Source organism: Sphingosinicella sp. BN140058, from assembly GCF_004135585.1.
Classification (GTDB): Bacteria; Pseudomonadota; Alphaproteobacteria; order Sphingomonadales; family Sphingomonadaceae; genus Allosphingosinicella.
On the sequence record NZ_CP035501.1, the window covers coordinates 3,666,511 to 3,687,930 of the forward strand.

Consider the following 21,420-nt stretch of genomic DNA (forward strand, 5'->3'; position numbering starts at 1 on the left):
GCGGCAACCATGGAGAATAAGATGGCCTATACCCTGGGCGCGAGATCTCGCGCCGAGCTCGCCGGCGTGCATCCGAAGCTGGTGCAGGTGGTCGAGCGCGCGATCGCGATCACGCAGCAGGATTTCAGCGTGCATGACGGCCTGCGCACCGAAGCCGAGCAGCGCGAGCTCGTCCGCCGCGGTGCCTCCAAGACGATGAACAGCATGCACCGGAGGCAGGCCGACGGCTTCGGCCATGCCGTCGACCTGGTGCCGTTCATCAACGGGCAGCTTCGCTGGGAATGGAAACCGATCTTCGCGATCGCCGCCGCGGTTCGCCAGGCCGCCGGCGAGCTGGGCGTGAAGCTGATCTGGGGCGGCGTATGGGACCGCCCGCTCGAGGCGCTGCATCCGGCGCCGGATTACATGGAGCAGGCGGTGAACGCCTACGTCACCCGTCGCCGCGGCATCGGCAAGACGGCGTTCATCGATGGCCCGCACTTCGAGCTGGCGCGGTGAGCGGCGAGGAGAAGCTTGCGGCCGCGCCGCCGGTCGAAGGCTCCCGCTTCCGCGCCATCATCGGCGCGATCGCGTTGGTCGGTGGCCTGCTCGGCTTCGGCGGCCTCTACGTAATCCCGATCCCCGAGGGCAATCGCGAGCCTCTACTGCTCGCGCTCGGCCTGGTGCTGGGCTGGGGATCGACGGTGATCAGCTATGAATTCGGCTCGTCGCCGGCGGGAAGGAAGGCGGCCGAAGCGGGGCTGCGGAAGGAAGGGGTTTGATCACACAACACTGGAGTACGAAAACGGCGCGGCCGCTAAGCGACCGCGCCGAGTACGTTAGACGTAATGTACGGGCGTGAGCAGGCCGGTACCCTTCAGCAAGTTCACAGCGTGCTCGCAATCACGCTTGTTCTTGTAGCCTTCGCCTGACGCGACCACCTCGTGATTGCGGCCCCGGAGACGCCAGCGCCACTCGCGCGGAGCAAGCGCGTTTGCAGCGCCAAACAGGCCACGTCCGACACCGTCTTGGTATATTTGAAAGTACATTTTCTATCACCTCTGGTATTTGACCAGGGTTGACGAGGCGCCCGTGTACGTGTGACAGGTCGCACGTACACGGGCGCTCGGCTCCACGCACTGGCCTTGGAACCACGTGAAGCTTGCCCCGGTCGAGGCTCAGCGTTGCAACCGCTGAGCCTCTTTCCGTTGGGGCTATCGGGCACGGTTTATCGTGTGCCCGGAATGTTCTGTCGAGTCGGACGGGGGTTTTTCCACAGGAAATCATCGAGAAACCGGGTTTTTCCGGTATAATCGGGCGCTTTCCCATATCGAAATGTTGGCTTGCTCGGGCGCGGGGCTCATGACGAGCGCGAATCGGGGGAGAAGCCGATCCGCTTTCGCCTTACGCGAGGCTCGATCAACGCTCGTCGTCATGCTCGACCACGAAGGCCAGCAGGATCTCGGCGACCTGGTCCTTGCCGCCGAGATCGAAGTCTTCATCCGGACCTTCGCCGCGCCACTCGAAACGCCACGATCTGGAATCCGTCTCCGGCGGCTCGATCGTCCAAGGGAGCGTGCGCCATCGTGCGCCGTCAGGGCAGATCCGCCAATCGTCCTTGCAGAGCGCATCGGCGATAGCCTCGTGCACCGGTCGCAGCGAACCGAGGTTGAACGCTCGCCGGCACTCCTCTTCGTCAACGTGGATCCAGACGGCGCCATCGGCGTCGGGACCGTTCAGCGACCACGGAAGAGCATTGTCATTGGTGGCGCGATGTTCCACGTCTGTTCTCATGCGCCGAATCTCCCCGTCCGACTTTCGCTTTCGAATCAAGCGTGCCCTGCAAGAGCTGTCGAGGTCAACGATCCGTGACCTGGTCGGCAAACCGGACAAGCGCGAGCAGGCGCTGGACGTCGCTACCGAGGCGGTGGCGGAGCGCTTCGCGGGCTGCGAGGTGCAAGAGTCGGATCCGCGCCGAATGGACTTCGGCGACATGAAGAATCGCTGACGGTCGGCGCCGATGGCGAATGCACGTTTCGAAACGACCTTCAGCTTCAGCCGGCACAAGGCGAATTGCCGGGTGCTTTGTCAGGCCTGCGGCCATGAGATCATCGTTGCACCTTGCGCCTTCTCGGACGTGTTTCCGATCCCGGTGACGATCAAGGAAGCGGAGCGTCGTCTCCGCTGTACAGCCTGCGGCGAGAAGCGCGCGCGTCTGATACCGATCCCGATGCCGATACGCTGAGCGCGCAAGAGCGGAGCCCGGGAGGGCGTTATCTACACTGCCACCACGATTTCGCTGTGCCGTCAGATGGGAGGAAGGGCTGCTGAAGGTGGGGACAGGAAGTTCCCGGGCGAGCCAGAATAGCTACTCCCTGCCTTTACCGGCGGGTGAGTCTATCCCAACCACGATCACCGTGAACAGCACCATCTGGTTTTTGTCGGTAACCTCGACCCGCAACTCTTCTCCGACCCACGCTAAGTCGGGCCTGTCCCGGATCAGCTCACCGGCATGGCGAGCAGCCAAAGCACGGGCTTCGGCCATAGAAGCTAGCTCCACGCCTTCTTGATCGGGGTCGTAGACGGCCCCGGCGACGTTGAAGAAGTAGAGCATCGGCTATCCTTAGTGGGTAGCAGGGCTTAACGCTCTAGCCTGGGTTTTGCTCACCGTGTTTGCATGCTGCATAACAGTGCCGCCGAGGCGCCTCTCAGAGCAGCCAGCGCAGACGGAACGCTTCCGCTTCGGCCTTCTCGTCGAACCTGAGCGCGAAGCCGCCATCTTCCCCGACATGCCCCTGCACGTTGTGCGGGCAATTCTCGACCACCCATGCCTCGCATTCGCGCGACTGAACGGTCTCGATCTTGTTGGGCGGGATCCGCACGATTTGCACGCGCTCGGCTCCTAGTCGGTGCGGTAACAAGCAGAAGGGCCGAAGGATGGCTCCCTCGGCCCACCATTCATGCACTCAACGGCGTAAATATGCGCTTATTCAGCGCAATTGCAAAGCGCCTCAGGGGTCGGCGAGTTCGCGCTTGGCCGCGAGGGCGACCCGAGCCGCTTCGGCGAGGAAGCCCGAGCGGTTCTTCGCAACCCGGTCGATCGCGGCAACCAGTCCTTCGTCGAGGGTGATGTTGAGGCGTACCGATTTGCCCGGCTTCTCGGCACGGACGAGGAAGCGCCCGGCTTCCTGGATCTCGGGATCGTACTCGATATCCTCGAGCCGGCTCGGATCAGCCAACTCGTCCCCGTGCTGAGCCGCCACCAGCAGATGCCCGGTAAGGGCCTCCTCGGCATTGGCGAACGCTTCGCCAAGGCTGGCGCCGGCTGAGGTGCAACCGGGAAGGTCGGGAAAGAAAACGCTATAGCCGTTGGCGCTGCGCTCAACAATCGCGGGATAAACTACGGTTGCCACTTGGCCTCTCCTCAGGTTCATCCGAACCAGCTATCCACATAGATACACACTGCGGCGATAAACTCAAGGGTTTATGTGCATTGGTACACACGCAGTAGGCGTAACCCCTCTAACGAAGGGTTATGCCGCTCTGCTTTTCGATGCTCTTGATCGTGCCAATCGCAAGATCGTTTTCCGGGTGCGGTACCGTCACCGTGCCGGGTTTCGTCGGGTGGCGGAACTGCTTGTGGCTACCGGACTGGCGAACCTCGGCCCATCCGTCTGCTTCGATCTTCTTGATGACTTCCCTGCTGCGCATTGTTTCCGTCTCCCTATGTGTATTTCATACACACAGGCAGTCGGCTTCGTCAACAAGAAAATACACACCGGATACACACTAACCGCAGCGTTGGCTTTTACACGCTGCCGCTAAGCTATTGAAAGCAAACAGCCGGTTTCGGCGACGTTTTACGCAGGAAGTGGCGGAAATCTGCGGATCGGGGGAGCTTGGGAAGCTTACGGTCCCGCATTAGCATCCTCGAACTAGTCAGCTTTTGAGATGGCAAACTTCCCATCCTCGAAGGTCACTCGTCTACCTGGCTTCCCAGGCATGTACCGCGGGTTCCAGAATGCCGGCTCACCCCGACGGGCGGATTCTTTGTAAAGAAGAAGATTGCCAGCAAAGCCGTGCGTGAGCTTTGTGGCGTCCTTCGCGCCTTGCAGCTTTCTTTTTATAGCGAACGCACAGAAGTCAGCTAGTTGCAGTATGTTCGACGCACTCTTAGGTTGGCACGCTGGACGGTCAATCAATCTCGACAAGGGCATGAAGTCTTCCCATCCGGAATGTAGCTCCGCATGATCCTCCTTCGGGGGGCGCTTAAGATAGTCGAACATGTCCGGAATGCGTTTTTGCAACTCCGCATTCTGCTCCATTATAATGGTAGCTACTTCGGTATTTTGCTCAAGAGAACGCATATACCTTTCTGTCTGCATGAAGCACGAAACTGCACAAACGGTGTAGCTTGTGCACAGATGTTCGGCGGGTGATAGGTCCGGAGATGTACGGGCAAAGGCCTTTCTGTCCATGGAGCTCCACACAACCGGAATGTCAAACCGCGCTGGTATATCAGCTAGTCTATCGAGAAGTTGGAAGCGCGTAGCGCGCGGCCAATGCTCGCGAGGAAAATGGCCGGACCCATGGAAAATGTCTTTCGCGTGCAAGGCGGGTGGCACCGGCATGCCTGGTGGCGTCGCATCCCTAAGGAGATCTTGCAGGAGATTCGAAATCGCCACCCACTGAGTGTCGGCGTGTATCAACACTCCCGCAACCACGATGACGGGATCGTGTTCGAGGCTGCCGACACCAGACTCGTCCAGATAAAGGATCCGCACCCTTACTACTCCTCGGGCGACGGTTCCGCCTGAGGAGAGTCTATCCTCCGACCTCCGAGATTATCAATACCGCCGTCCCCCCACCACCGTAACTCATTGATATCGAACGATCCGCATCAGCCCATGAATGGGGGACGGCGCATTGAAAACAAAGGCGTTTTCCGCTTCACGGCGAAAACACGGGTTCGAGTCCCGTTGGGGTCACCACATCGAAACGCTTGAGTTCGGTTTGGCGCGTTCGCCGGTTCCAGCCTCGTGAGCGGGATCTTTTCCCCCGCGGCTTGCGGATCAACGGCACCGCGGCATCACCTTCCTCGTTCCGGGCCGGCACAGGCGTGTCAAGGATCGAAGAAGATTTCGGTGGTGGAAGACGGATCAGGCCAGATCGCCGGCGCCAGCATGATCGATGCTGCGGTCAGCCCGACAAGAACATGCAGCACGAATCGTGCGAGCTTCGACGGCATCGATCTCTCCTGCCCCTGAGGGGAGACCAACCGGACGGCGTCGGCAATCGGGTGTTGTCTGTAGTCGGCCGCGTGGAAAGACCCGGAGCGGCAGTAGGGGAACTCTGCGCACACTCGCCATCCCGACGCTGGCGAGACAGGAGGAATCGGGGCTCGGCACGGTCTCGACTGGGCGATGGCCATTGCCGAGGCGACGCGCCGCGTCCTTGGAACGGCGTACGGCGGATGAAAGCTCGGTGCACGCTGCGATGCCGCTTCTCCCGACCGGTGAATCTTTCACCTACAATCGTGTAAGTACGTACTTGCCACCGAGCGTGCTGCGCTGCACAAGGGACCTGCCTTTCAGGCATCCTCTCCTAAGAAACTTCAGGCCGTCCTCCGGGGCGGCCTTTTTTTGTGCACTGCGCTCGTAACGCCGGGCACGCGCCCCCAGCAGGATCATTGCGGCCTCTCCGGTGCACCGCAGTTTAGGGTCGGAAAATTTCGTCTCCCAAACGAATTGACACTAATGATAATCAATATCAATAACGCCGCACGCAGCGGGGGGACCCGCTTTCTTGAAGTGGGAGACAGACGTGAACAGCAAATTCGACCGCGGCGCCGCCGTGCCGGCAAGCCTTGCCCTTTCGTGCGTGGGCATGCTGATCTCGGCCATGCCTGCGGCCGCGCAGCCGGTTTCCTCCGAGCCCACGCCTGACCAGGCTGCGTCCGCTTCCGCGCAAAGCGGCGATCAAGGTCCCCAGCTCGGCGGCGTCACCGTTACCGACACGGCGATCGACGAGGGCAGCTACAAGGCGGAGACCGCCGATTCGCCCAAATTCACCGCGCCGCTGATCGACACGCCGCGCAGCGTCACGGTGATTCCGGCCCAGGTGATCCGCGACACCGCATCGGCCTCGCTGACCGAGGCGTTGCGGACCGTTCCCGGAATCACCTTGGGCGCCGGCGAGGGCGGCAATCCGCTCGGCGACCGCCCCTTCATTCGCGGCTTCGATGCCCAGGCCAGCACCTATCTCGACGGCGTGCGCGACATCGGCGCGCAGAGCCGCGAGATCTTCGCGATCGAACAGATCGAGGTGGTCAAGGGCTCCAGCAGCGCGCTCGGCGGCCGCGGCAATGCCGGCGGCAGCCTCAACCTCGTCAGCAAGACTCCGACCGCCGAGCGCTTCGCTGCGGCGAGCGGCAGCCTCGGCAATGCCGACTACAAGCGCGCGACGATCGACATCAACCAGCCGATCGGGGAGAATGTCGGCGTTCGCCTCAATGCCATGTGGCACGATCAGGACGTTGCCGGCCGCGACGCCATCTACCAGAAACGCTGGGGTATCGCGCCCTCGCTCAAGATCGGGCTCGAGGGGCCGACCAGCCTCACCGCCAGTTTCTACCATCTCGAGACCGACGAACTGCCAGATTCGGGCATTCCCTACCTCTACACGATCGCGAACGCGCCGGCGGGCGTGACCGAGACTGGGCCTGCGCAGGATTTCACGACCATCGGCGGCCGTGCCGTCAAGGTGCCGCGCGGCGCCTTCTACGGGCTCGAGGCACGGGATTTCCGGGATACCGAAGTCGATAATTTCACCCTCCGCTTCGAGCATGAATTCGCCGGCGGGATCACCATTCGCAACACCTCGCGCTGGGGGCGCAGCGAGCAGAACTACATCTGGACCCAGCCCGACGATTCCCAGGGCAATGTCTTCGGCACCAATGCGGCAAGCGCCGCGACCGCCGGCGGCCAGGTCTGGCGGCGGATCAACACCCGCAACGGCGAAGCCGAGGGCATGATCAATCAGACCGACCTGTTCGGCACATTCGACACCGGCGGGATCGGGCACAACTTCGCGGCCTCGCTCGAATATAGCTGGGAAAAGGCGTCCAACGGCAGCTACGTCTCCAATGCCGCCACCGGGGCCGCCATCGCCACCGGCTCGACCATCACCCCGCGCTGCACCTCGGCGGCGATCGCCCGCTACAATTGTACCAGCATCGACGCCCCCGATCCGTCCGATCCGTGGGTGAGCTATGCCAGCGACACCTCCACCGTCTTCGCCGACATCGTCAAGAGTGCACCCAGGACCCGCACTCGGAGCGAGGCGACGACGATCGGCCTCTCGTTGTTCGATACGATCACGATCAGCGATGCGCTGCTGATCAACCTCGGCGGCCGCTACGATCGCTTCGAAACCACGGTGAGCCCGGGCCTTGCCGCGACCTCGACCGCAGACCGCGCCTATTTCACCCGCAAAGATGACCTCTGGACCTACCAGGCCGGCATCGTCTTCAAGCCTGCGGAAAATGGCAGCCTCTACGTCTCGACCGCGACCGCCTCGACGCCGCCGGGATCGTTCCTCGCCCAGGGTACCGAAGGCAATGCGCTCAACACCACGGCGCAGGCGCTGACCGATGCCCTGAAGGTCGAAAAGACTCAATCCTATGAGATCGGCACCAAGTGGAGCCTGTTCGACGATACGCTGGCGCTGACCCTCGCCGCCTTCCGCACCGACACCAAGAATGCGCGCACCACCGTCGAGAATGGCGTTGTCGCCTATATCGGCGACCGCCGCATCGACGGGATCGAGTTCGGCTTCAACGGCAACATTACGCCGGAATGGAACGTCTTCGGCGGCTACACCTACATGGACTCGGAGATCCGGGACGGCGGCATCACTACAACCACGGTGAACAATGTCGCCTATTTCGCGCCGTCGGTGAACACCGGCAAGCGCTTCCCCAATACGCCCAAGCACAGCCTGACCGCCTTCACCAATTACAAGGTCACGCCCGAATTCACCGTCGGCGGCGGCGCAATCTACATGAGCAAGGTCTATGGCGGCTATTCTGACCTGCGCAGCGTTCAGAACGGCGCCGTATTGATCACCAAGGAGCTCGCGCGCAAGGTACCCGGCTATACCCGCTTCGACGCCAGCGCGTCCTACGCCCTGAGCGACGCCGTCCAGCTGCAGCTCAACGTCCAGAACCTCACCAACAAGCGTTATTATGACCGCGCCTACACCGCCCACTATGCCAATCAGGCGGCGGGGCGGACCGCGATCCTCACGCTGAACCTCAAATATTGAGGGTGAGCCGGCCCGCGGAAGGACCGCTCCGCGGGTCGGGAGACCACATCGCTGCAGAAAGTGTCTTCTTTTTGAGAATGCGTCGCATTATGCAGGTGTGTCGCAATTTGGAGGCGGGGCAAGGGGTGAACCTACAATCGGCAATCCTGATGGCCGAGCCGGACGCTCCCGACCAGCCTCCGGCATCGGCCTATGCGGCACCGCGACCCACGCTCGCCGTCGCGGGATGGGAGCGCGGGTTGCCCTACGGAGCGACTCAGCGGGTCAACCTCCCGGCGCTGGTCGCCTCCGCAACAATCGTATCCCTTTTTCTCGGCGCCTTTCTGACCCTCAACACCCTGCCCGATCGGAAGCCCGAGCTTCGTCCGACCGTGGTCGAACTCCTCTCGCTGGAGTCGCCACCGCCGCCCAGCGTGCCGGAACCCCGGCGGGCCCCTGATGTGCCGGTTGCGGCGCAGCCTGAGCAGGCGGTAGCCGCGCCGCAGGTCGCGCCCCCATTGGTGGCGCCGAGCTCGCCGCTTCCAATCGCCTCGCCGATCGTCGCGTCGGCGGTCCCGGCCGGTCCTGCTCCGGCTCCGGCCCCTGCGACTCCGGCACCGGCGCCGGCGCCGCACAAACCGGTGGAGGATGGTGGCCTCGGCGCCCGCATGCTCTCGGCGCCGCCGCCCAAATATCCGCTCGAATCGCGTCGCAAGCGCGAGCAGGGGATCGTCGCGCTGTCTGTCCTGCTCGGCACCGACGGACGCGTGGAAACGCTCTCGGTGTCGTCGAGCAGCGGCTTCGATCGGCTCGACAAGGCAGCGCTGAAGGCGGTGCGGGAGTGGCGCTGGGCGCCTTTGGTCCGCAACGGCGCGCCGGTCCAGGTCCGCGGCATCGTCACCATTCCGTTCCAGCTGCGCGGCTGAGCTTGCGATGATGATCGCCATTCCGGGCGTGCTCGATGCCGCCCAGCTGACGCATTTCCGCGAAACGCTCTCCGCGGCCTCGTGGCAGGACGGCAATGCGACCTCGGGCAGCCAGTCGGCGCTGGCCAAACGCAATCAGCAGCTTGCGGAGACGTCGGCGGCCGCGCGCGAACTCGGCGGGGCCATCCTCGACAACCTCGGCCGCTCCGCTCTGTTCATCGCGGCGGCGCTGCCGCTCAAGGTCTTTCCGCCCTTGTTCAACCGCTACGAAGGGGGCGGACGGTTCGACACCCATGTCGACAATGCGATCCGCTATCAGCGCGGAACCGATTTCCGACTCCGCAGCGATCTGTCGGCAACCCTCTTCCTCAGCGACCCTGAGGATTATGACGGCGGCGAGCTCGTCGTCGAAGACCATTTCGGCACCCACCGCGTCAAGCTCCCGGCCGGCGACATGGTGCTCTACCCCGCCTCCAGCCTGCACCACGTCACGCCGGTCACCCGCGGTGCCCGCGTCGCGTCCTTCTTCTGGATCCAGTCGATGGTTCGCGACGAGGGCCAGCGGCGCGCCCTGTTCGATCTCGACACATCGGTGCAGGCCCTGGCGGGAGAGCTCGGCCAGGACCACAAGGAGGTGGTTCGCCTCACGGGCCTTTATCACAACCTGCTGCGCCGCTGGGCGGACGCCTGAGGCGGGTGAGCGCGCTAATCCTACAGACGCATTAGCGAGCCCTTCCCGAATACCTGTGCACAACACCCGTTCGGGCTGAGCCTGTCGAAGCCCTTCTTTTCTGCCTTTCACCAGAAGAACAAGGAGGGGCTTCGACAAGCTCAGCCCGAACGGTGTGGTGGGGCCATAGTGTCGAGTCACCCCGTGTCAGGCGGCGCCACCACCCTGTTCCGCCATTGCCGCCGCAGCCTTGCTCGGCATCCCGAGGTTGATCGGTCCGGCCCTGGCGGGAGACGTCGGTCCGGACCAAATAAGGTGGTTCGCCACACCGGCCTGATCGTAAGCTGCTGCGTCGCTGGGCGGACGCCTGAGGCGGGTGAGCGCGCTAATCCTACAGACGCATCAGCGGGCTCTTTCCGAACACGCGTGCACAAACACCCGTTCGGGCTGAGCCTGTCGAAGCCCTTCTTTTGCCTTTCACCAGAAGACAAGGAGGGGCTTCGGCAAGCTCAGCGCGAAACGGTGTTGTGGAGCCACCGCGTCGAGTAGCCCCGCTCAGGAAGCGCTTCCCTCCCTATTCCGCCATCGCCGCCGCAGCCTTGCTCAGCATCTCGACATGGATCGGGCCGGCCTTGGCGGTGACGAGGGCGGCGACGCCTTTGCGTTCGGCCAGGGCGAGCCCCTCCTCGGGGCCGAGCACGGTGATCGCGGTCGCCAGAGCGTCCGCGATCATGCAGCTTTCGTGGAGCACCGTCACCGATACGATCTTGTTGTCGACGGGACGCCCGGTGCGCGGATCGAGCGTGTGGGCGAAGCGCTGCTCGCCCTGCTCGAAATAGCGCCGGTAATCGCCCGACGTGGCGACGGCGAGGCCGTGCAGGGCGATCCGGGTCGGCAGCAGCGCGGACGCCGGCGGCGCCTCGATGTCGACCCACCAGGGCAGCCCGTCCGCGCGCAGGCCGCGGCCGAGCAACTCGCCGCCGATCTCGACGAGAAAGGACCGCAGCCTGAAGCCTTCCAGCAGGGCGGCGACTTCGTCGACTGCAAGGCCCTTGGCGATGCCCGACAGATCGAGCTGCAGGCCGCCCGGCTGGCGCAGCCGCCCAGCAAGCGGATCCGCTTCGAGGCGCTGCCAGCCGCCGTTTTGCCGAGCGGCATCGATCGCAGTCTCGGGCGGCGGCAGCGCTGCCGCAGGGCGCGGGCCGAAGCCCCAGAGGTCGACCAGCGCTCCGATCGTCGGATCGAAGGCCCCACCTGTCTCTCGTGCCAGCTCGAGGCCGGCGGCAACGACATGGAAGAAGCGGCTTGGCACGTCGTGCCAGCTGCCCTCCCGCGCACGGTTGAAGCGCGAGAGCAGCGAACCATCCTGCCAGTGGCTGAGTTCGGCGACGAAAACGTCCAGCAGCGCCTGGACGCGCCCCTGGAGACCCGCCGGCGCGTCCTGGGCGACGAACTGGATCGACCAGGTCGTGCCCATCGTCTCGCCCGACAGCGTGTGGATGCGGGCACCGGGGCGGCGAACGAGGGCGAGCAGATCGACCCGCTGCGGGACGAGGATGCGCGGCGCGTCGGCCGCCGGGGAATGGTCGCTTATGGCGTCATAACCTCGAGAGTCGTGACATAGTTGAATCGGCGACCGCTGACATTTGCAACCGTCGATGTGCCGTCCTGGAAGGTGGCGTTCATCCAGTACAGTCCGGCCGCCGGCCAGGTTACCGACACTTCGCCGGCTGCATCCGTCTTGGCCACGATCTCGCCCTGCGCGTTGCGGTAGCGCTTCCCGTCGGGGATCAGCCGCACTTCGAGATTGGCGGCGGGCTTGCCTTCGACCAGGAAGCGGAAGCGGCCGGGTTCGTCGGCGACGAGATCGGCAGGGTGGGTGAGCGGCACCATCTCCAGGCCCTTGCCGGTCGGCTTGATCTCGCTCGGCTCGCCCAGGGTGACGAAGACTTCGTTGCGGTTCGCAATCTGGGTCAGCTTGACGTCGGTCGCACCTGCGGGAAGTGCGAAATCCGGGCCACCCGGCACGAACTTGGCGTTCGCTCCCGGCCGTCCACTCTGGCCCGGTGGCTTGGCTGCCGGGCCGCCGGCACTGGCCGCGCCGGGGGCGCCCGGCGGACGCATCCCGCCCGGCCCGCCCGGCGGGCGGCCGCCGACACGGTAATCCTCGCCGCCAAGCTTGTAGCTGCCCTGGACGCCCGCATTCTCGATCGCGACTCGCCACGTGCCCGGCCTGGTCAGGTGAAGGTCGAAGGTGGAGCGATAACGGCCGGTGATGCCATTCTCGATCCTGGTCTCGCTTCCGTCGGGCGCGAACGCCTTGACCTGCTCGATGCGGAGCGGCTGGTGGTCGGCGATGAACACGTCGGTAGAGGCGGCGGCATCGAACGAAACCCAGCCATCCTCGCCCGACACCGTCGCGGCCGAGGGCTTGATCCACATATTGTGGGCGGCCGCGGGCGCGGCACCGAGCAGCAGAGCCGCGACGATCAGTCTTCTCATGGACGTGCCTTTCTACGGACGAATGGCGGCTCTACGGACGAATGGCGGCGACGACGGCGCCGAGCTCGGTGGATCCGGATGCGCTGGCCCGCGCGCCCTTGCCGTTCCAGGTGAAGGGCAGGGTGACGACCTCGCGGCCGCCTTCCTCGCGCGCCGCCTCGACCACGATCCGGTAGGCGCCCGGCGGGAGCGCGCCGAGGTTGAAGCGCGCGCGCTGCGGGCCCGGCGCGCGGGTGGCGCCGCTGATCCCATTGGCCGGCATCTTCAGGGTGCGACCGCCCTTGCGCCACCAGGCGCGCAGGTCTCGTAACCATTTCTGGCCGGCATCCTCGCGATTGTCGGCATCGTACCAGACGGCGAGCGTCCGCGCGGAGGCGCCGGTCGCCGGCTCAAGCCACACGGCGACATAGGGCTTGTGATACTCCGCGACCTTCAACTGGGGGATGGCGATCGCGATGTCGGCCGTGGCCGCCGCCGCGGGCGAGGCCGCGCCGGTGGCGGCGAGGCCGGTGATGAGGGTTCGGTGAGAGATCTTCACATGTCCACCTAATGGATGAAGAGGATGGCGAGGAGGGCGGGGAGCAGCAGGCCGAAGCCGACGATCGGCCAGGTCGATGGGCGATGCTTGCTGTGCATCTGCAGCAGCAACAGGCCGGTGATCGAGAAGATCAGGCAGGCGACCGCGAACAGGTCGATGAACCACGACCAGACCGGGCCGGTGTTGCGGCCCTTGTGGAGGTCGTTGAGATAGGCGATCCAGCCGCGATCGGTGGTCTCGTAGACCGCCTCGCCGCTCGCCCGATCGATCGTCAGGGTGGCGTCGCCGCCCGGGCGCGGAAGCTCGAGGAAGATCTCCTCCGCCGACCATTCGGCCGGGGTCGCCGGGATCGAGGCGGAGAGCAGCGCCTTCAACGCCGACCGCGCCGCCTCCGGCAAGGGCGCCTTCTCGCCGTCGCCGATCCTGGCCGAGGCGAGCATGGCGGCGGTCGCCTGATCGAGCGACACCGTCCTCGTCGCACTCACCGGCTCGGCCGAGATGTCGCCGGCGTGGTTCAGGGTGACTCCGGTGATCGCGAACAGCAGCATTCCCGCCAGGCATGTTGCCGAACTGATCCAGTGCCAGCGATGCAGCTGGCGCAGCCAGAAGCCTCGCTTGGATTTGGAATTGGGCTTGGGTTTGATCGGTGTCGCCGCGGTCATTGCGGCTTGGGCTAACCGAGCTGCTTTTGATAATCAATCGCAATTGTGATTGAGTGTGCCTGCGATACGAAAGAGGCCGAAAGCTTGCCGCAGCCTCCCTCACCCGTTCGGGCTGAGCCCGTCGAAGCCCTCCTTTTGCTTGTGTGCCAAAGATTAAGGAGGGCTTCGACAAGCTCAGCCCGAACGGTTCTTGTCATCGTCTCTGTACGCCAACCTTTCAGATGGCCTTTCCATTCCCATCAATAATCGACGTAATAATCCTTCGGAAACGCGTCCCCCGCAAAAGCCTTGCGCGAAGTCCAGGCTTGTGGCGGCGCGGTCCAGTAGCTGTCCTCACCCGGCAATCCGAGCGCGATCAGGCTTTCCGCCGCGATATACATGCTGCCGGCGTTGGAATACCAATCGCCGAGATGCGGCTGGTGATCGGTGAAGCCGATCGTCAGATAGCCCTTGGCGTCGAAATTGCCGGAATGGCGAAAGACCGCACGCTGGGCCGCCAGCGTCGCGGCGCGGACCTGGCCTTCCGGCAGCGTCTTGGGCAGCGCCTTGCGCCAGGCGAGCAGGCCCAGCGGTTGGAACGCGGCAGTGCGATAGGTGAGCGAACGGCCGATCGGCGCATAGCTTCCGTCGGGTGCGATCATCCGCTCCAGATGCTCGCCGTAGCGCTGCATCCGCTTGGTTGCCTGGGCGAGCAGATCGGTAGTGGCGAGGCTGTTGAACTTGGCGCCGGTCGCGACCAGCACCTCCAGGATCTCGACCAGCATCGGATGGATCACATAGGACCCGTAGAAATCGTAATGGAAGCGCGGACCGTCGGCATACCAGCCGTCGCCGACATACCATTCGTTGATCTTGCGAATGGCAAGATCGATCCGCACCGGATCCCATTTCTCGCCGACCGACAGCAGGAATGCCTCGTTCATCGCCGCGAACAGCAGCCAGTTGGTATAAGGCGGCGAGAAGCGCCGCAGCCCCTTGATCTCGGCAATGATGCGCTGCTTGGTCGCGGAATCGAGCGGCGCCCACAGAGCCTTGGGTGCGCGCAGCAGCGCATTGGTGAAGTAAGCGGAGTCGACCAAAGCCTGCGGCTCGACGCTCCACAGCAGGTAATCGGGGCTGCCCGGATCGACGGAATGGGCATAGCTTGCCAGCGCCTGCTGCCTCAGCCGCGCACGCAGCCGTCCTTCGGCTCCGTCGTCATCGGCGAGCGCCAGCCAGGGTGCGATACCCGAGATCAGCCGCCCGAAGCACTCAAGGTAGGCGACCTTGGCATTGCGGCCGTCCCAACTCGGGCTGAGTTCCGGCGCGAAGACGGCGTGGAGCCGCCCCTCGGACATCGGCCCGAGCACCGGCGCCGACATCCTGCCGAGCAGATCGACCATGTAGGCCCGGTCGGCGGAGCCTTCCGGCAGATCGACTTGTGCCCTCCCGCCCTTCGGCTTCGCTGCAACCGACGGCGCGGCGACGAGCGCGCCGGCGCCCAGCGCCAGGAAGTCGCGTCTCTCCATGGGCTCGCTCCTCGATTTCAGCGCTTCGGGGAAGATGGCGGGGTGAAGGTCACCGGCTCCGCAGCGACATAGGCGTCCCATGCGGCGCGGGTGCGAAAGCCGCCCTCGCCGAGATCCCAGGCCGACCCGGAATAATAGACGAAGGGCTTTCCTGGCTGGACGTTGAGCAGCACCAGGTAATTGTCGGCGTCGTTGCGAATGTCGGCGATCATTGCCGGATCGACCCTGAGGGCAATCGCCATGCGGCCGTGGTGCGGATCGGCCGGGCCCCAGAAGGAGAGGATGCCGCGGGCACGATCGACGGTCAGTTCCCCGCCGTCGCCGGCCGCGCGCCTGCCGATGCCGATGCCGACGATCAGCGGGCCAGGCTTGTCGGAGCGCAGGGTGGAGACCATGCGGGTGAAGTGGGTGCCGAGCGGCAGGGTGAAGCGCCGCGTCTCCCACACCGAACGACCGACGTCGATCGGCCACGGCGCATAATCGACCTCGAAATCCGCAGCAGCGGGACCGTTGCTGAGGATGCGGTGAGCACGGTAATTGCGTGACGTCCACAGCTTGTTGTCGTGCCAGATGCCAAGCCCGCCGGCCCCGCGCGCCGAGCCGACATTGTAGAAATCGATGCCTTCGCCATGATATCGATGCTGGTCGCCGCTGCGCAGCTGGCGATCCATGAACAGCCAGGCGACGTTCTTGCCCCAGCTGTCGATTCCCGAGCCGGACGGCGGCTCGGCCGCCTCGAGCGCACGGCCGTAGATGCGGTGGGCGGTGCGGTCATTCTCCCACAGCAGATCGTCGTAGCGATAATCGGCGATCATCACGGTGGCACGCGGCGTGCGATCCGGAGCCGGCGGCAGCGGCCCTTCGACGGGAGGCAGTTGCGCGGAGGTCATTCCGGCAAATAGCAGCAAGGGCAGCGCGGCGAGCAGCGGCCGGCGCATCAGCGAAGGTCCGCCGCGACCACCGGTGTGGCGCGGTCCGCATTGGTGCCGAGCCCGGCAAAGAGCATCAAGGTGAAGCCGAAGCTGCGCGGCGCCACCGGGATCCGATAGTGCGGCAACGGCCGCCCGCCCGCATCCCAGCTGTTGTCGCCACCTATTCCGGCCTGAACTGCATCGATCATCAGCGAAACCTCGTCATGGGGCACGATGTCGGAGCTGCGCCGCGTGCCCGGCGGACGGCGCGAAAGATCGTCATAGGGAAAGGCGAGCGCGTTCATCGATAGCGGCGCGTCGCCGACGATGCGCAGTCCGCCGCCACCGTGGTGCGACAGCTCCATCCAGCGCACGTCGACCTTGTTGCCGGTTTCCTGTGGCCGCATGTAATCGTGATTTTGGTCTGCGATCCGCCCGCGCCACAGGCCGAGCGGGGCGCCTGTCTTGCGATCCTGGTAGCTTTCGTGCGGACCGCGGCCATACCAGGAGAGGGTGTCGATGCGGATCGGCATGGCATATGCGAGGCCGATGCGAAGCGGATCGGGCAAATCCCCCTTGAGCGGCGTGAAGTCGCCGGTGACGGCGACCGAGCCGTCGCCGGCCATGCGGTAACGGGCGACCATGCGCGCGGCGTCGCCGCCGATTGCGTAACGCACCGTCACGGCGGCATCGCCATTGGCGAGGCGCGCGGCCTTGACGCTCTCCACCCGGCGCGCCGTGGAGGCATCGCTCCAGATCTTATGGCTTCGCTCGACACCCGTGCCGATGTCGTTGTCGATCAGCGCGCGATAGAAATTGGGTGCCCCGCCTTCCAGCAGCAGCTGGCCGCGCGCCGCATAGCTCTTGACCAGACCCGATCCGCGATCCACGACCAGTTCCGCATCGCCGGCGGCAAGGCGGATTTCGTTCCGTGTCTCGACGAGGCTGATGTCGCCTGCCGGCCGCGATACGGCAGCAGGCTCGATGCCGAGCACGAATTGCTCCCAACCGACGGCGGCGCCTGCATCGAGTGCGGGAACGGTGCCGGCTTTGGCCCTCGCGGCGACGGTCAGCACATATTCGCGGCCCGGGCGTCGTTCATGCCTCGGCAGCGTCAGTGCGATCGTCTGTCGCTTGCGGGCGGCAGTGGAGAGCGCCGGCAGGGCGCCGCGCGCGACTTCGATCCCGTCCTCGAGCAAGGTGTAGCCGAAGTCGAAGCCGGAGAGATCGAGGAAGTCGTGGCGGTTGATCACCGTCAGCCGGCCCGATGCGGCGTCGTAACCTTCGAACTGGATCGGCGCGTACACCTTGCGAACTTCGAACATCTGCGGGTTGGGCGTACGGTCTGCCTGCATCAGCCCATCGCCGAACTCGATGTCGCCGCCGGGGTTCGGCCCATATTCGCCGCCGGTTCCCCAGTAGGGCCGCCCGTCCGCTGTTTTCCGGTACATCGACTGATCGACCCAGTCCCAGATGAAGCCACCCTGCAGCTTGTCCGGATGGGCGTAGATGACGTCCCAATAGTCCTTCAGATTGCCGCCCGAATTGCCCTGCATGTGCGCATATTCGCACTGGATCATCGGCTGCCGGAACGCCCAATTCTCGGCATAATCGGCCATGCGCGCGGCGCTGTCGTACATCGGCGCGTAGATGTCGGCATAATCGTTCGGGCGGTGATCGGGCACGCCCGGCCAGGTGCCCCAGCCGAGATAGGAGAGCAGACGACCCGGATCGCGTTCTTTCACGGCTGCGGCCGCCTTGTTGAAGGTCGGCCCAATTCCTGCCTCGTTGCCGAGCGACCAGAACAGGATCGACGGATGGTTCTTGTCGCGTTCGACCATGTTGGCGACGCGGGAGACATGGGCGGCTTCCCAGGCCGGATCGAAGCCAAGCTGATAGATTGCCCGCTGCTCGGGATGCTTGTTGGCGAAATCCATATAGCCGTGCGACTCGATGTTGGCCTCGTCCATCACGTAGAGGCCGTAGCGATCGGCCAGTTCGTAGAGCCGCGGATCGTTGGGGTAATGGGAGGTTCGGATCGCGTTGATGTTGGCGCGCTTCATCAACTGGATGTCGCGCTCCATCGATTCGAGCGAGATGACGTGGAATGTCGCCGGATCGTGCTCGTGCCGGTTGACGCCGCGGATCGTGATCGGTTGCCCGTTCACCGTGACGAGCCCGTTCTTCATTTCGACGGTGCGGAAACCGATCCGGCTATAGGTCGATTGGATCGTGCGGCCGCCGGCGTCGGCGAGTTCGACCAGCAGCATGTAGAGGTTCGGAGTCTCGGCCGTCCACGGGCGCACGCTCGGGATCGCGGCGGCCAGGGCGATCGTCTGCTCCTGCCTATTCGGCTGCAGCCGCTGCGTGCTTTCGGCGAGCTTGCGATCGCCGTCCAGAAGCAGGATCCGCGCGACGGCCGGCTTCGCCAGCGGCGTGACGGCGAGGTCGACTTGAAGGCGGCCCTCCCGGTAACTGGAATCGAGCCCGGCATGAACGAAGAAGTCGCGAATCCGCATCTTCGGCGCCGCCATCAGGAACACTTCGCGCTCGATCCCGGAGACGCGCCAGAAATCCTGGTCCTCCAGATAGGAGCCGTCCGACCAGCGATAGACCTGGATCGCGATCGTGTTCCGACCGGGGCGGACGAAGCGGGTGACGTCGAACTCGGACGGCAGCTTCGAATCCTCAGAATAGCCGACCCGTGTGCCGTTGACCCAGACGTAATAAGCCGATCCGGCGGCGCCGATGTGGAGAATGATGTCCTCGCCCGCCCATCCCGCGGGAAGGTCGAGGTCGCGGCGGTAGGAGCCCACCGGATTGGCCGCGTGCGGTATCAACGGACGGTCCGCGGGGAAGGGATAGGTGATGTTGTTGTAACGCGGCTGGTCATGCCCTTCCGCCTGCCAGTCGGCGGGCACGCTGATCTTCGACCAGCCGGAGACGTCGTAATCCGGGCGTTCGAAGCCGGCCGGCAGGTGATCGGCGTCCATCGACAGCATGAACTGCCAGGGGCCGTTCAGCAGCAGGAAGCGCTCCGATCGGGTGCGATGGCCGGCAAGCGCCTTGTCGCGGCTCTCGAAGGGAAAGCCGGTCGCCCGGGCGGGCATCTTGCCGATCGCGAACACTGCCGGGTTTTCCCAGTCGGGTCGATCCGGGGAGACTTGCGGGTTGATCGGAACCGCCGGCGGCGCGGCAGCGGCAGTCGCCGATGCAAGCAACAGCGTCGTGGCCAGCGTGACGCGCATCCGCTTCCCCTCCTCCTCACCGCTGGCGCAGGCCGGCGATTTCGCCCGATGATCCTGCTTCTCTCCCGAGGCCCGCCGAGAATCGACGCGCCCCGGCTTTGGTGATATGCCACGCTATCTTTTGGAGATTCATATGACAAGTCGGCTTGCGGCGCCCCGAGCGACCGGCGGACGTGGTGAGGGCGGTGAAAGAGCGTCCTCGATGACCGACGATCTTTTCGCCAAGTTCGAGGCGGAGATCCGCTCGGGTGCGCTTGCGCCCGGTTCTCGGCTGCCGACGCAGAAGGAGATCGCGCTGAGCGAGGCCGTCAGCCGCACCGTGGTGCGGGAAGCCTTTGCCCGGCTGGCGGCGCAGGGGCTTACCGTATCCCGCCAGGGCTCCGGCGTGTTCGTCGCCGACACCGCCGAATATCGCGCCTTTCAAATCACCCGCGACGAGCTCAACGAGCTTGCCGACGTGATCAAGCTTCTCGAGATGCGGCTGGCGGTCGAAACCGAAATGGCCGGGCTCGCCGCGTCGCGGCGGACCACTGCCGACATCGGCGCGATCCAGGAAGCATTGCAGGACATGGTCGAGGCGATCGACGATCCGGTCGCGTCCGCAAAGGCCGATGCGTCCTTCCACCTCGCCATCGCTCGGGCGACCCAGAACGATTATTACGTCCGCCTCGTCGATTTCCTCGGGCTTCGGCTCGTGCCGCCGCGTAACCTTTACCTGCGCGATCAGCCGCGCGAGGCCCACGACGCTTACGTCGCCCGCGTGCTGGGGGAGCATGAAGCGATCGTCGACGCGATCGTTCGAATGGATCCGGCGCGTGCGCGGGAGGCGGCGCGGCACCACATGCAGGAGAGCCTCAGCCGGCACTCCATGCTCTCGGCCAGCGCCCGCATCCGCGATCGCGCATCCGAGAGTTGACCGACGCTCGCGCTTGTATGATAACTCTGCTCCAACAATAAGGAGCGGGGGCGATGGGCAAGGCGCGACGGAGTCGGTTGAAGTCGGTGTGCGCCGCGATCCTGCTTACGGCGGGGTTCTCACCGGCACTTGCCCAGTCCGGATCGGCGCCGGCAGCGGCAACGCCGGCGCGTGCGCGCGAGATTATCGCCGTCGCCACCCGGCTCGCGGACTGGCAGCTGCAGCGGATGCGCGACACCGATCATGTCGCCCGCGCCACCACGGAGACTCGCAACCCGCGCGCCTGGGAACAGGCGGCGTTCTGGGTCGGTATGACCGCGCTTGCGGACGCCGGCGGCCCGCCGCGCATTCGCGAGGCGATCCTCGCCGTGGGTCGCGACAATCAATGGCTTCCCGCCCGCCGCCCTTATCATGCCGACGATCTCGCCATCACTGCCGCCTACGTCTGGGCTGCCGAAAACGGCGCCGGTGCGGCGGCGCTCGCGCCGACCCGCAAGGCCTTCGACTTCATCCTTTCCAATCCGCCCCGGGTGAGCCTGGCCTGGTATCTTCCGCCCAGCGGCTACGACGACACCGAATGTCTGAAGCGCTGGTGCTGGTGCGACGCTCTGTTCATGGCGCCGCCGCCGATGATCGCGCTGTCGAAGATCACCGGCGATCCACGCTATCGGGATTTCGCGATGCGCGAATATTGGGCAACGACCGACTTCCTGTTCGATCCCGCCGAGCACCTTTATTATCGTGACAGCCGCTTCTTCGATCGACGCGGCGAAGATGGCCGCAAATTGTTCTGGAGCCGCGGCAATGGCTGGGTGTTTGCGAGCATGCCCCGGATCATCCCGCTGCTTGAGAAGGGCAGTGCCGATCGCAAGCGCATGGAGAGCCTGTTCGTCGAAATGGCAGGGCGGCTGAAGCAGCTTCAGAAAGCCGACGGCTATTGGGCGCCCTCCTTGCTCTCCCCCGAAAAGTCACCGCCCGAATCCTCCGGCACCGGCTTCTTCACTTACGGTCTGGCCTGGGGCATCAAGGAGGGCCTGCTCGATCGCCGCGAATACGAGCCGGCCGCGCGGCGCGGCTGGGCGGCGTTGGTCCGCGCGATCCAGCCGGACGGTCGCCTCGGCTGGGTGCAGCAGGTCAGCGATCGGCCCGAAAAGGTCGAGGCCGCAGATACCCAATATTACGGCACCGGAGCGTTCCTGCTCGCCGCCACGGCGATCGCCGCCCTCTGATCCTTTCGCGCTGCTGGGTGGCCGGCA

Annotated in this window: 24 protein-coding genes; 9 read left to right on the plus strand and 15 right to left on the minus strand. The window is 64.9% G+C overall.

Annotated features, from left to right (window positions below; all coding sequences use genetic code 11):
* Nucleotides 1-21: 21 nt before the first annotated feature.
* Together ETR14_RS16445 and ETR14_RS16450 are read left to right on the plus strand one after the other, a co-directional pair.
* A complete protein-coding gene (locus ETR14_RS16445; RefSeq protein WP_129386321.1) occupies nt 22-498 on the plus strand; it encodes a M15 family metallopeptidase in 477 nt (158 codons plus the stop codon).
* Nucleotides 495-761 carry a hypothetical protein gene (locus ETR14_RS16450; protein WP_129386323.1) on the plus strand — a complete coding sequence of 89 codons (267 nt, stop codon included), beginning with the start codon at nt 495-497 and terminating at the stop codon, nt 759-761. The genes ETR14_RS16445 and ETR14_RS16450 overlap by 4 nt, the downstream gene beginning before the upstream one ends.
* Nucleotides 762-818: 57 nt before the next feature.
* Here ETR14_RS16450 and ETR14_RS29755 read toward each other — a convergent pair whose 3' ends face one another.
* Both ETR14_RS29755 and ETR14_RS16460 read right to left on the minus strand, forming a co-directional pair.
* Nucleotides 819-1,028: a DUF1508 domain-containing protein gene (locus tag ETR14_RS29755; RefSeq protein WP_129386324.1), complete on the minus strand. Its 210-nt coding sequence runs from the start codon at nt 1,026-1,028 to the stop codon at nt 819-821.
* A 370-nt stretch (nt 1,029-1,398) separates the two neighbouring features.
* On the minus strand, nt 1,399-1,773 hold the full coding sequence (locus tag ETR14_RS16460; RefSeq protein WP_129386326.1) for a hypothetical protein: 375 nt from the start codon (nt 1,771-1,773) through the stop codon (nt 1,399-1,401).
* On the opposite strand from ETR14_RS16460, the gene ETR14_RS16465 reads away from it, so the two are divergent.
* Nucleotides 1,772-1,987: a hypothetical protein gene (locus ETR14_RS16465; protein WP_129386328.1), complete on the plus strand. Its 216-nt coding sequence runs from the start codon at nt 1,772-1,774 to the stop codon at nt 1,985-1,987. The two genes, ETR14_RS16460 and ETR14_RS16465, sit on opposite strands and share 2 nt — an antisense overlap.
* 12 nt (nt 1,988-1,999) lie before the next feature.
* Nucleotides 2,000-2,224, plus strand: coding sequence for a hypothetical protein (locus ETR14_RS16470; RefSeq protein WP_129386330.1), 225 nt, complete (start codon nt 2,000-2,002; stop codon nt 2,222-2,224).
* A gap of 123 nt (nt 2,225-2,347) precedes the next feature.
* Here the strand turns inward: ETR14_RS16470 and ETR14_RS16475 are convergent, their stop codons facing one another.
* From ETR14_RS16475 to ETR14_RS29565, 6 genes are all read right to left on the minus strand, one after another.
* Entirely contained in the window at nt 2,348-2,593 is a 246-nt protein-coding gene (locus ETR14_RS16475; protein ID WP_129386332.1) for a hypothetical protein, read from the minus strand.
* A gap of 94 nt (nt 2,594-2,687) precedes the next feature.
* Complete coding sequence (locus ETR14_RS16480) at nt 2,688-2,870, minus strand: hypothetical protein (RefSeq protein WP_129386334.1); 183 nt, start codon at nt 2,868-2,870, stop codon at nt 2,688-2,690.
* A 120-nt stretch (nt 2,871-2,990) separates the two neighbouring features.
* Nucleotides 2,991-3,392: a type II toxin-antitoxin system HicB family antitoxin gene (locus tag ETR14_RS16485; RefSeq protein WP_129386336.1), complete on the minus strand. Its 402-nt coding sequence runs from the start codon at nt 3,390-3,392 to the stop codon at nt 2,991-2,993.
* A gap of 109 nt (nt 3,393-3,501) precedes the next feature.
* Nucleotides 3,502-3,690: a type II toxin-antitoxin system HicA family toxin gene (locus ETR14_RS16490; RefSeq protein WP_129386337.1), complete on the minus strand. Its 189-nt coding sequence runs from the start codon at nt 3,688-3,690 to the stop codon at nt 3,502-3,504.
* 224 nt (nt 3,691-3,914) lie between these two features.
* A complete protein-coding gene (locus ETR14_RS16495) occupies nt 3,915-4,763 on the minus strand; it encodes a DUF3800 domain-containing protein (protein ID WP_129386339.1) in 849 nt (282 codons plus the stop codon).
* 338 nt (nt 4,764-5,101) lie between these two features.
* Nucleotides 5,102-5,227, minus strand: a complete 126-nt coding sequence (locus ETR14_RS29565) for a hypothetical protein (protein ID WP_256370180.1) — start codon at nt 5,225-5,227, stop codon at nt 5,102-5,104.
* 575 nt (nt 5,228-5,802) lie between these two features.
* Between ETR14_RS29565 and ETR14_RS16500 the strand changes: the two genes are divergently transcribed.
* The 3 genes from ETR14_RS16500 (at nt 5,803) to ETR14_RS16510 (ending at nt 9,900) form a co-directional block, all read left to right on the plus strand.
* Nucleotides 5,803-8,304 (plus strand): TonB-dependent receptor, encoded by a 2,502-nt coding sequence (locus tag ETR14_RS16500; RefSeq protein ID WP_371416681.1) that lies wholly within the window; start codon nt 5,803-5,805, stop codon nt 8,302-8,304.
* 125 nt (nt 8,305-8,429) lie between these two features.
* Entirely contained in the window at nt 8,430-9,209 is a 780-nt protein-coding gene (locus ETR14_RS28930; protein ID WP_243455549.1) for an energy transducer TonB, read from the plus strand.
* 7 nt (nt 9,210-9,216) lie between these two features.
* Nucleotides 9,217-9,900, plus strand: coding sequence for a Fe2+-dependent dioxygenase (locus ETR14_RS16510; RefSeq protein ID WP_129386341.1), 684 nt, complete (start codon nt 9,217-9,219; stop codon nt 9,898-9,900).
* A 553-nt stretch (nt 9,901-10,453) separates the two neighbouring features.
* Here ETR14_RS16510 and ETR14_RS16515 read toward each other — a convergent pair.
* From ETR14_RS16515 to ETR14_RS16545, 7 genes are all read right to left on the minus strand, one after another.
* Entirely contained in the window at nt 10,454-11,356 is a 903-nt protein-coding gene (locus ETR14_RS16515) for an FAD:protein FMN transferase (protein ID WP_129386342.1), read from the minus strand.
* Between the two features lie 113 nt (nt 11,357-11,469).
* The gene (locus ETR14_RS16520) at nt 11,470-12,381 is read right to left on the minus strand and encodes a DUF4198 domain-containing protein (RefSeq protein ID WP_129386344.1); all 912 of its coding nucleotides are present in this window, start codon (nt 12,379-12,381) and stop codon (nt 11,470-11,472) included.
* Between the two features lie 31 nt (nt 12,382-12,412).
* Nucleotides 12,413-12,919, minus strand: coding sequence for a DUF2271 domain-containing protein (locus ETR14_RS16525; RefSeq protein ID WP_129386346.1), 507 nt, complete (start codon nt 12,917-12,919; stop codon nt 12,413-12,415).
* Nucleotides 12,920-12,927: 8 nt separating this feature from the next.
* Nucleotides 12,928-13,581 (minus strand): PepSY-associated TM helix domain-containing protein, encoded by a 654-nt coding sequence (locus ETR14_RS16530; protein ID WP_206185851.1) that lies wholly within the window; start codon nt 13,579-13,581, stop codon nt 12,928-12,930.
* 239 nt (nt 13,582-13,820) lie between these two features.
* A complete protein-coding gene (locus ETR14_RS16535; protein ID WP_129386348.1) occupies nt 13,821-15,089 on the minus strand; it encodes a DUF2264 domain-containing protein in 1,269 nt (422 codons plus the stop codon).
* A gap of 17 nt (nt 15,090-15,106) precedes the next feature.
* Entirely contained in the window at nt 15,107-16,027 is a 921-nt protein-coding gene (locus ETR14_RS16540; RefSeq protein ID WP_129386350.1) for a DUF4861 family protein, read from the minus strand.
* Complete coding sequence (locus tag ETR14_RS16545) at nt 16,027-19,248, minus strand: glycoside hydrolase family 2 TIM barrel-domain containing protein (RefSeq protein ID WP_129386352.1); 3,222 nt, start codon at nt 19,246-19,248, stop codon at nt 16,027-16,029. The genes ETR14_RS16540 and ETR14_RS16545 overlap by 1 nt, the downstream gene beginning before the upstream one ends.
* Before the next feature lie 202 nt (nt 19,249-19,450).
* Here ETR14_RS16545 and ETR14_RS16550 point away from each other — a divergent pair, with 202 nt between their 5' ends.
* Both ETR14_RS16550 and ETR14_RS16555 read left to right on the plus strand, forming a co-directional pair.
* A complete protein-coding gene (locus ETR14_RS16550; RefSeq protein WP_243455550.1) occupies nt 19,451-20,164 on the plus strand; it encodes a FadR/GntR family transcriptional regulator in 714 nt (237 codons plus the stop codon).
* Nucleotides 20,165-20,217: 53 nt separating this feature from the next.
* Nucleotides 20,218-21,393: a glycoside hydrolase family 105 protein gene (locus tag ETR14_RS16555; protein WP_129386356.1), complete on the plus strand. Its 1,176-nt coding sequence runs from the start codon at nt 20,218-20,220 to the stop codon at nt 21,391-21,393.
* The last annotated feature ends 27 nt before the right edge of the window (nt 21,394-21,420 follow it).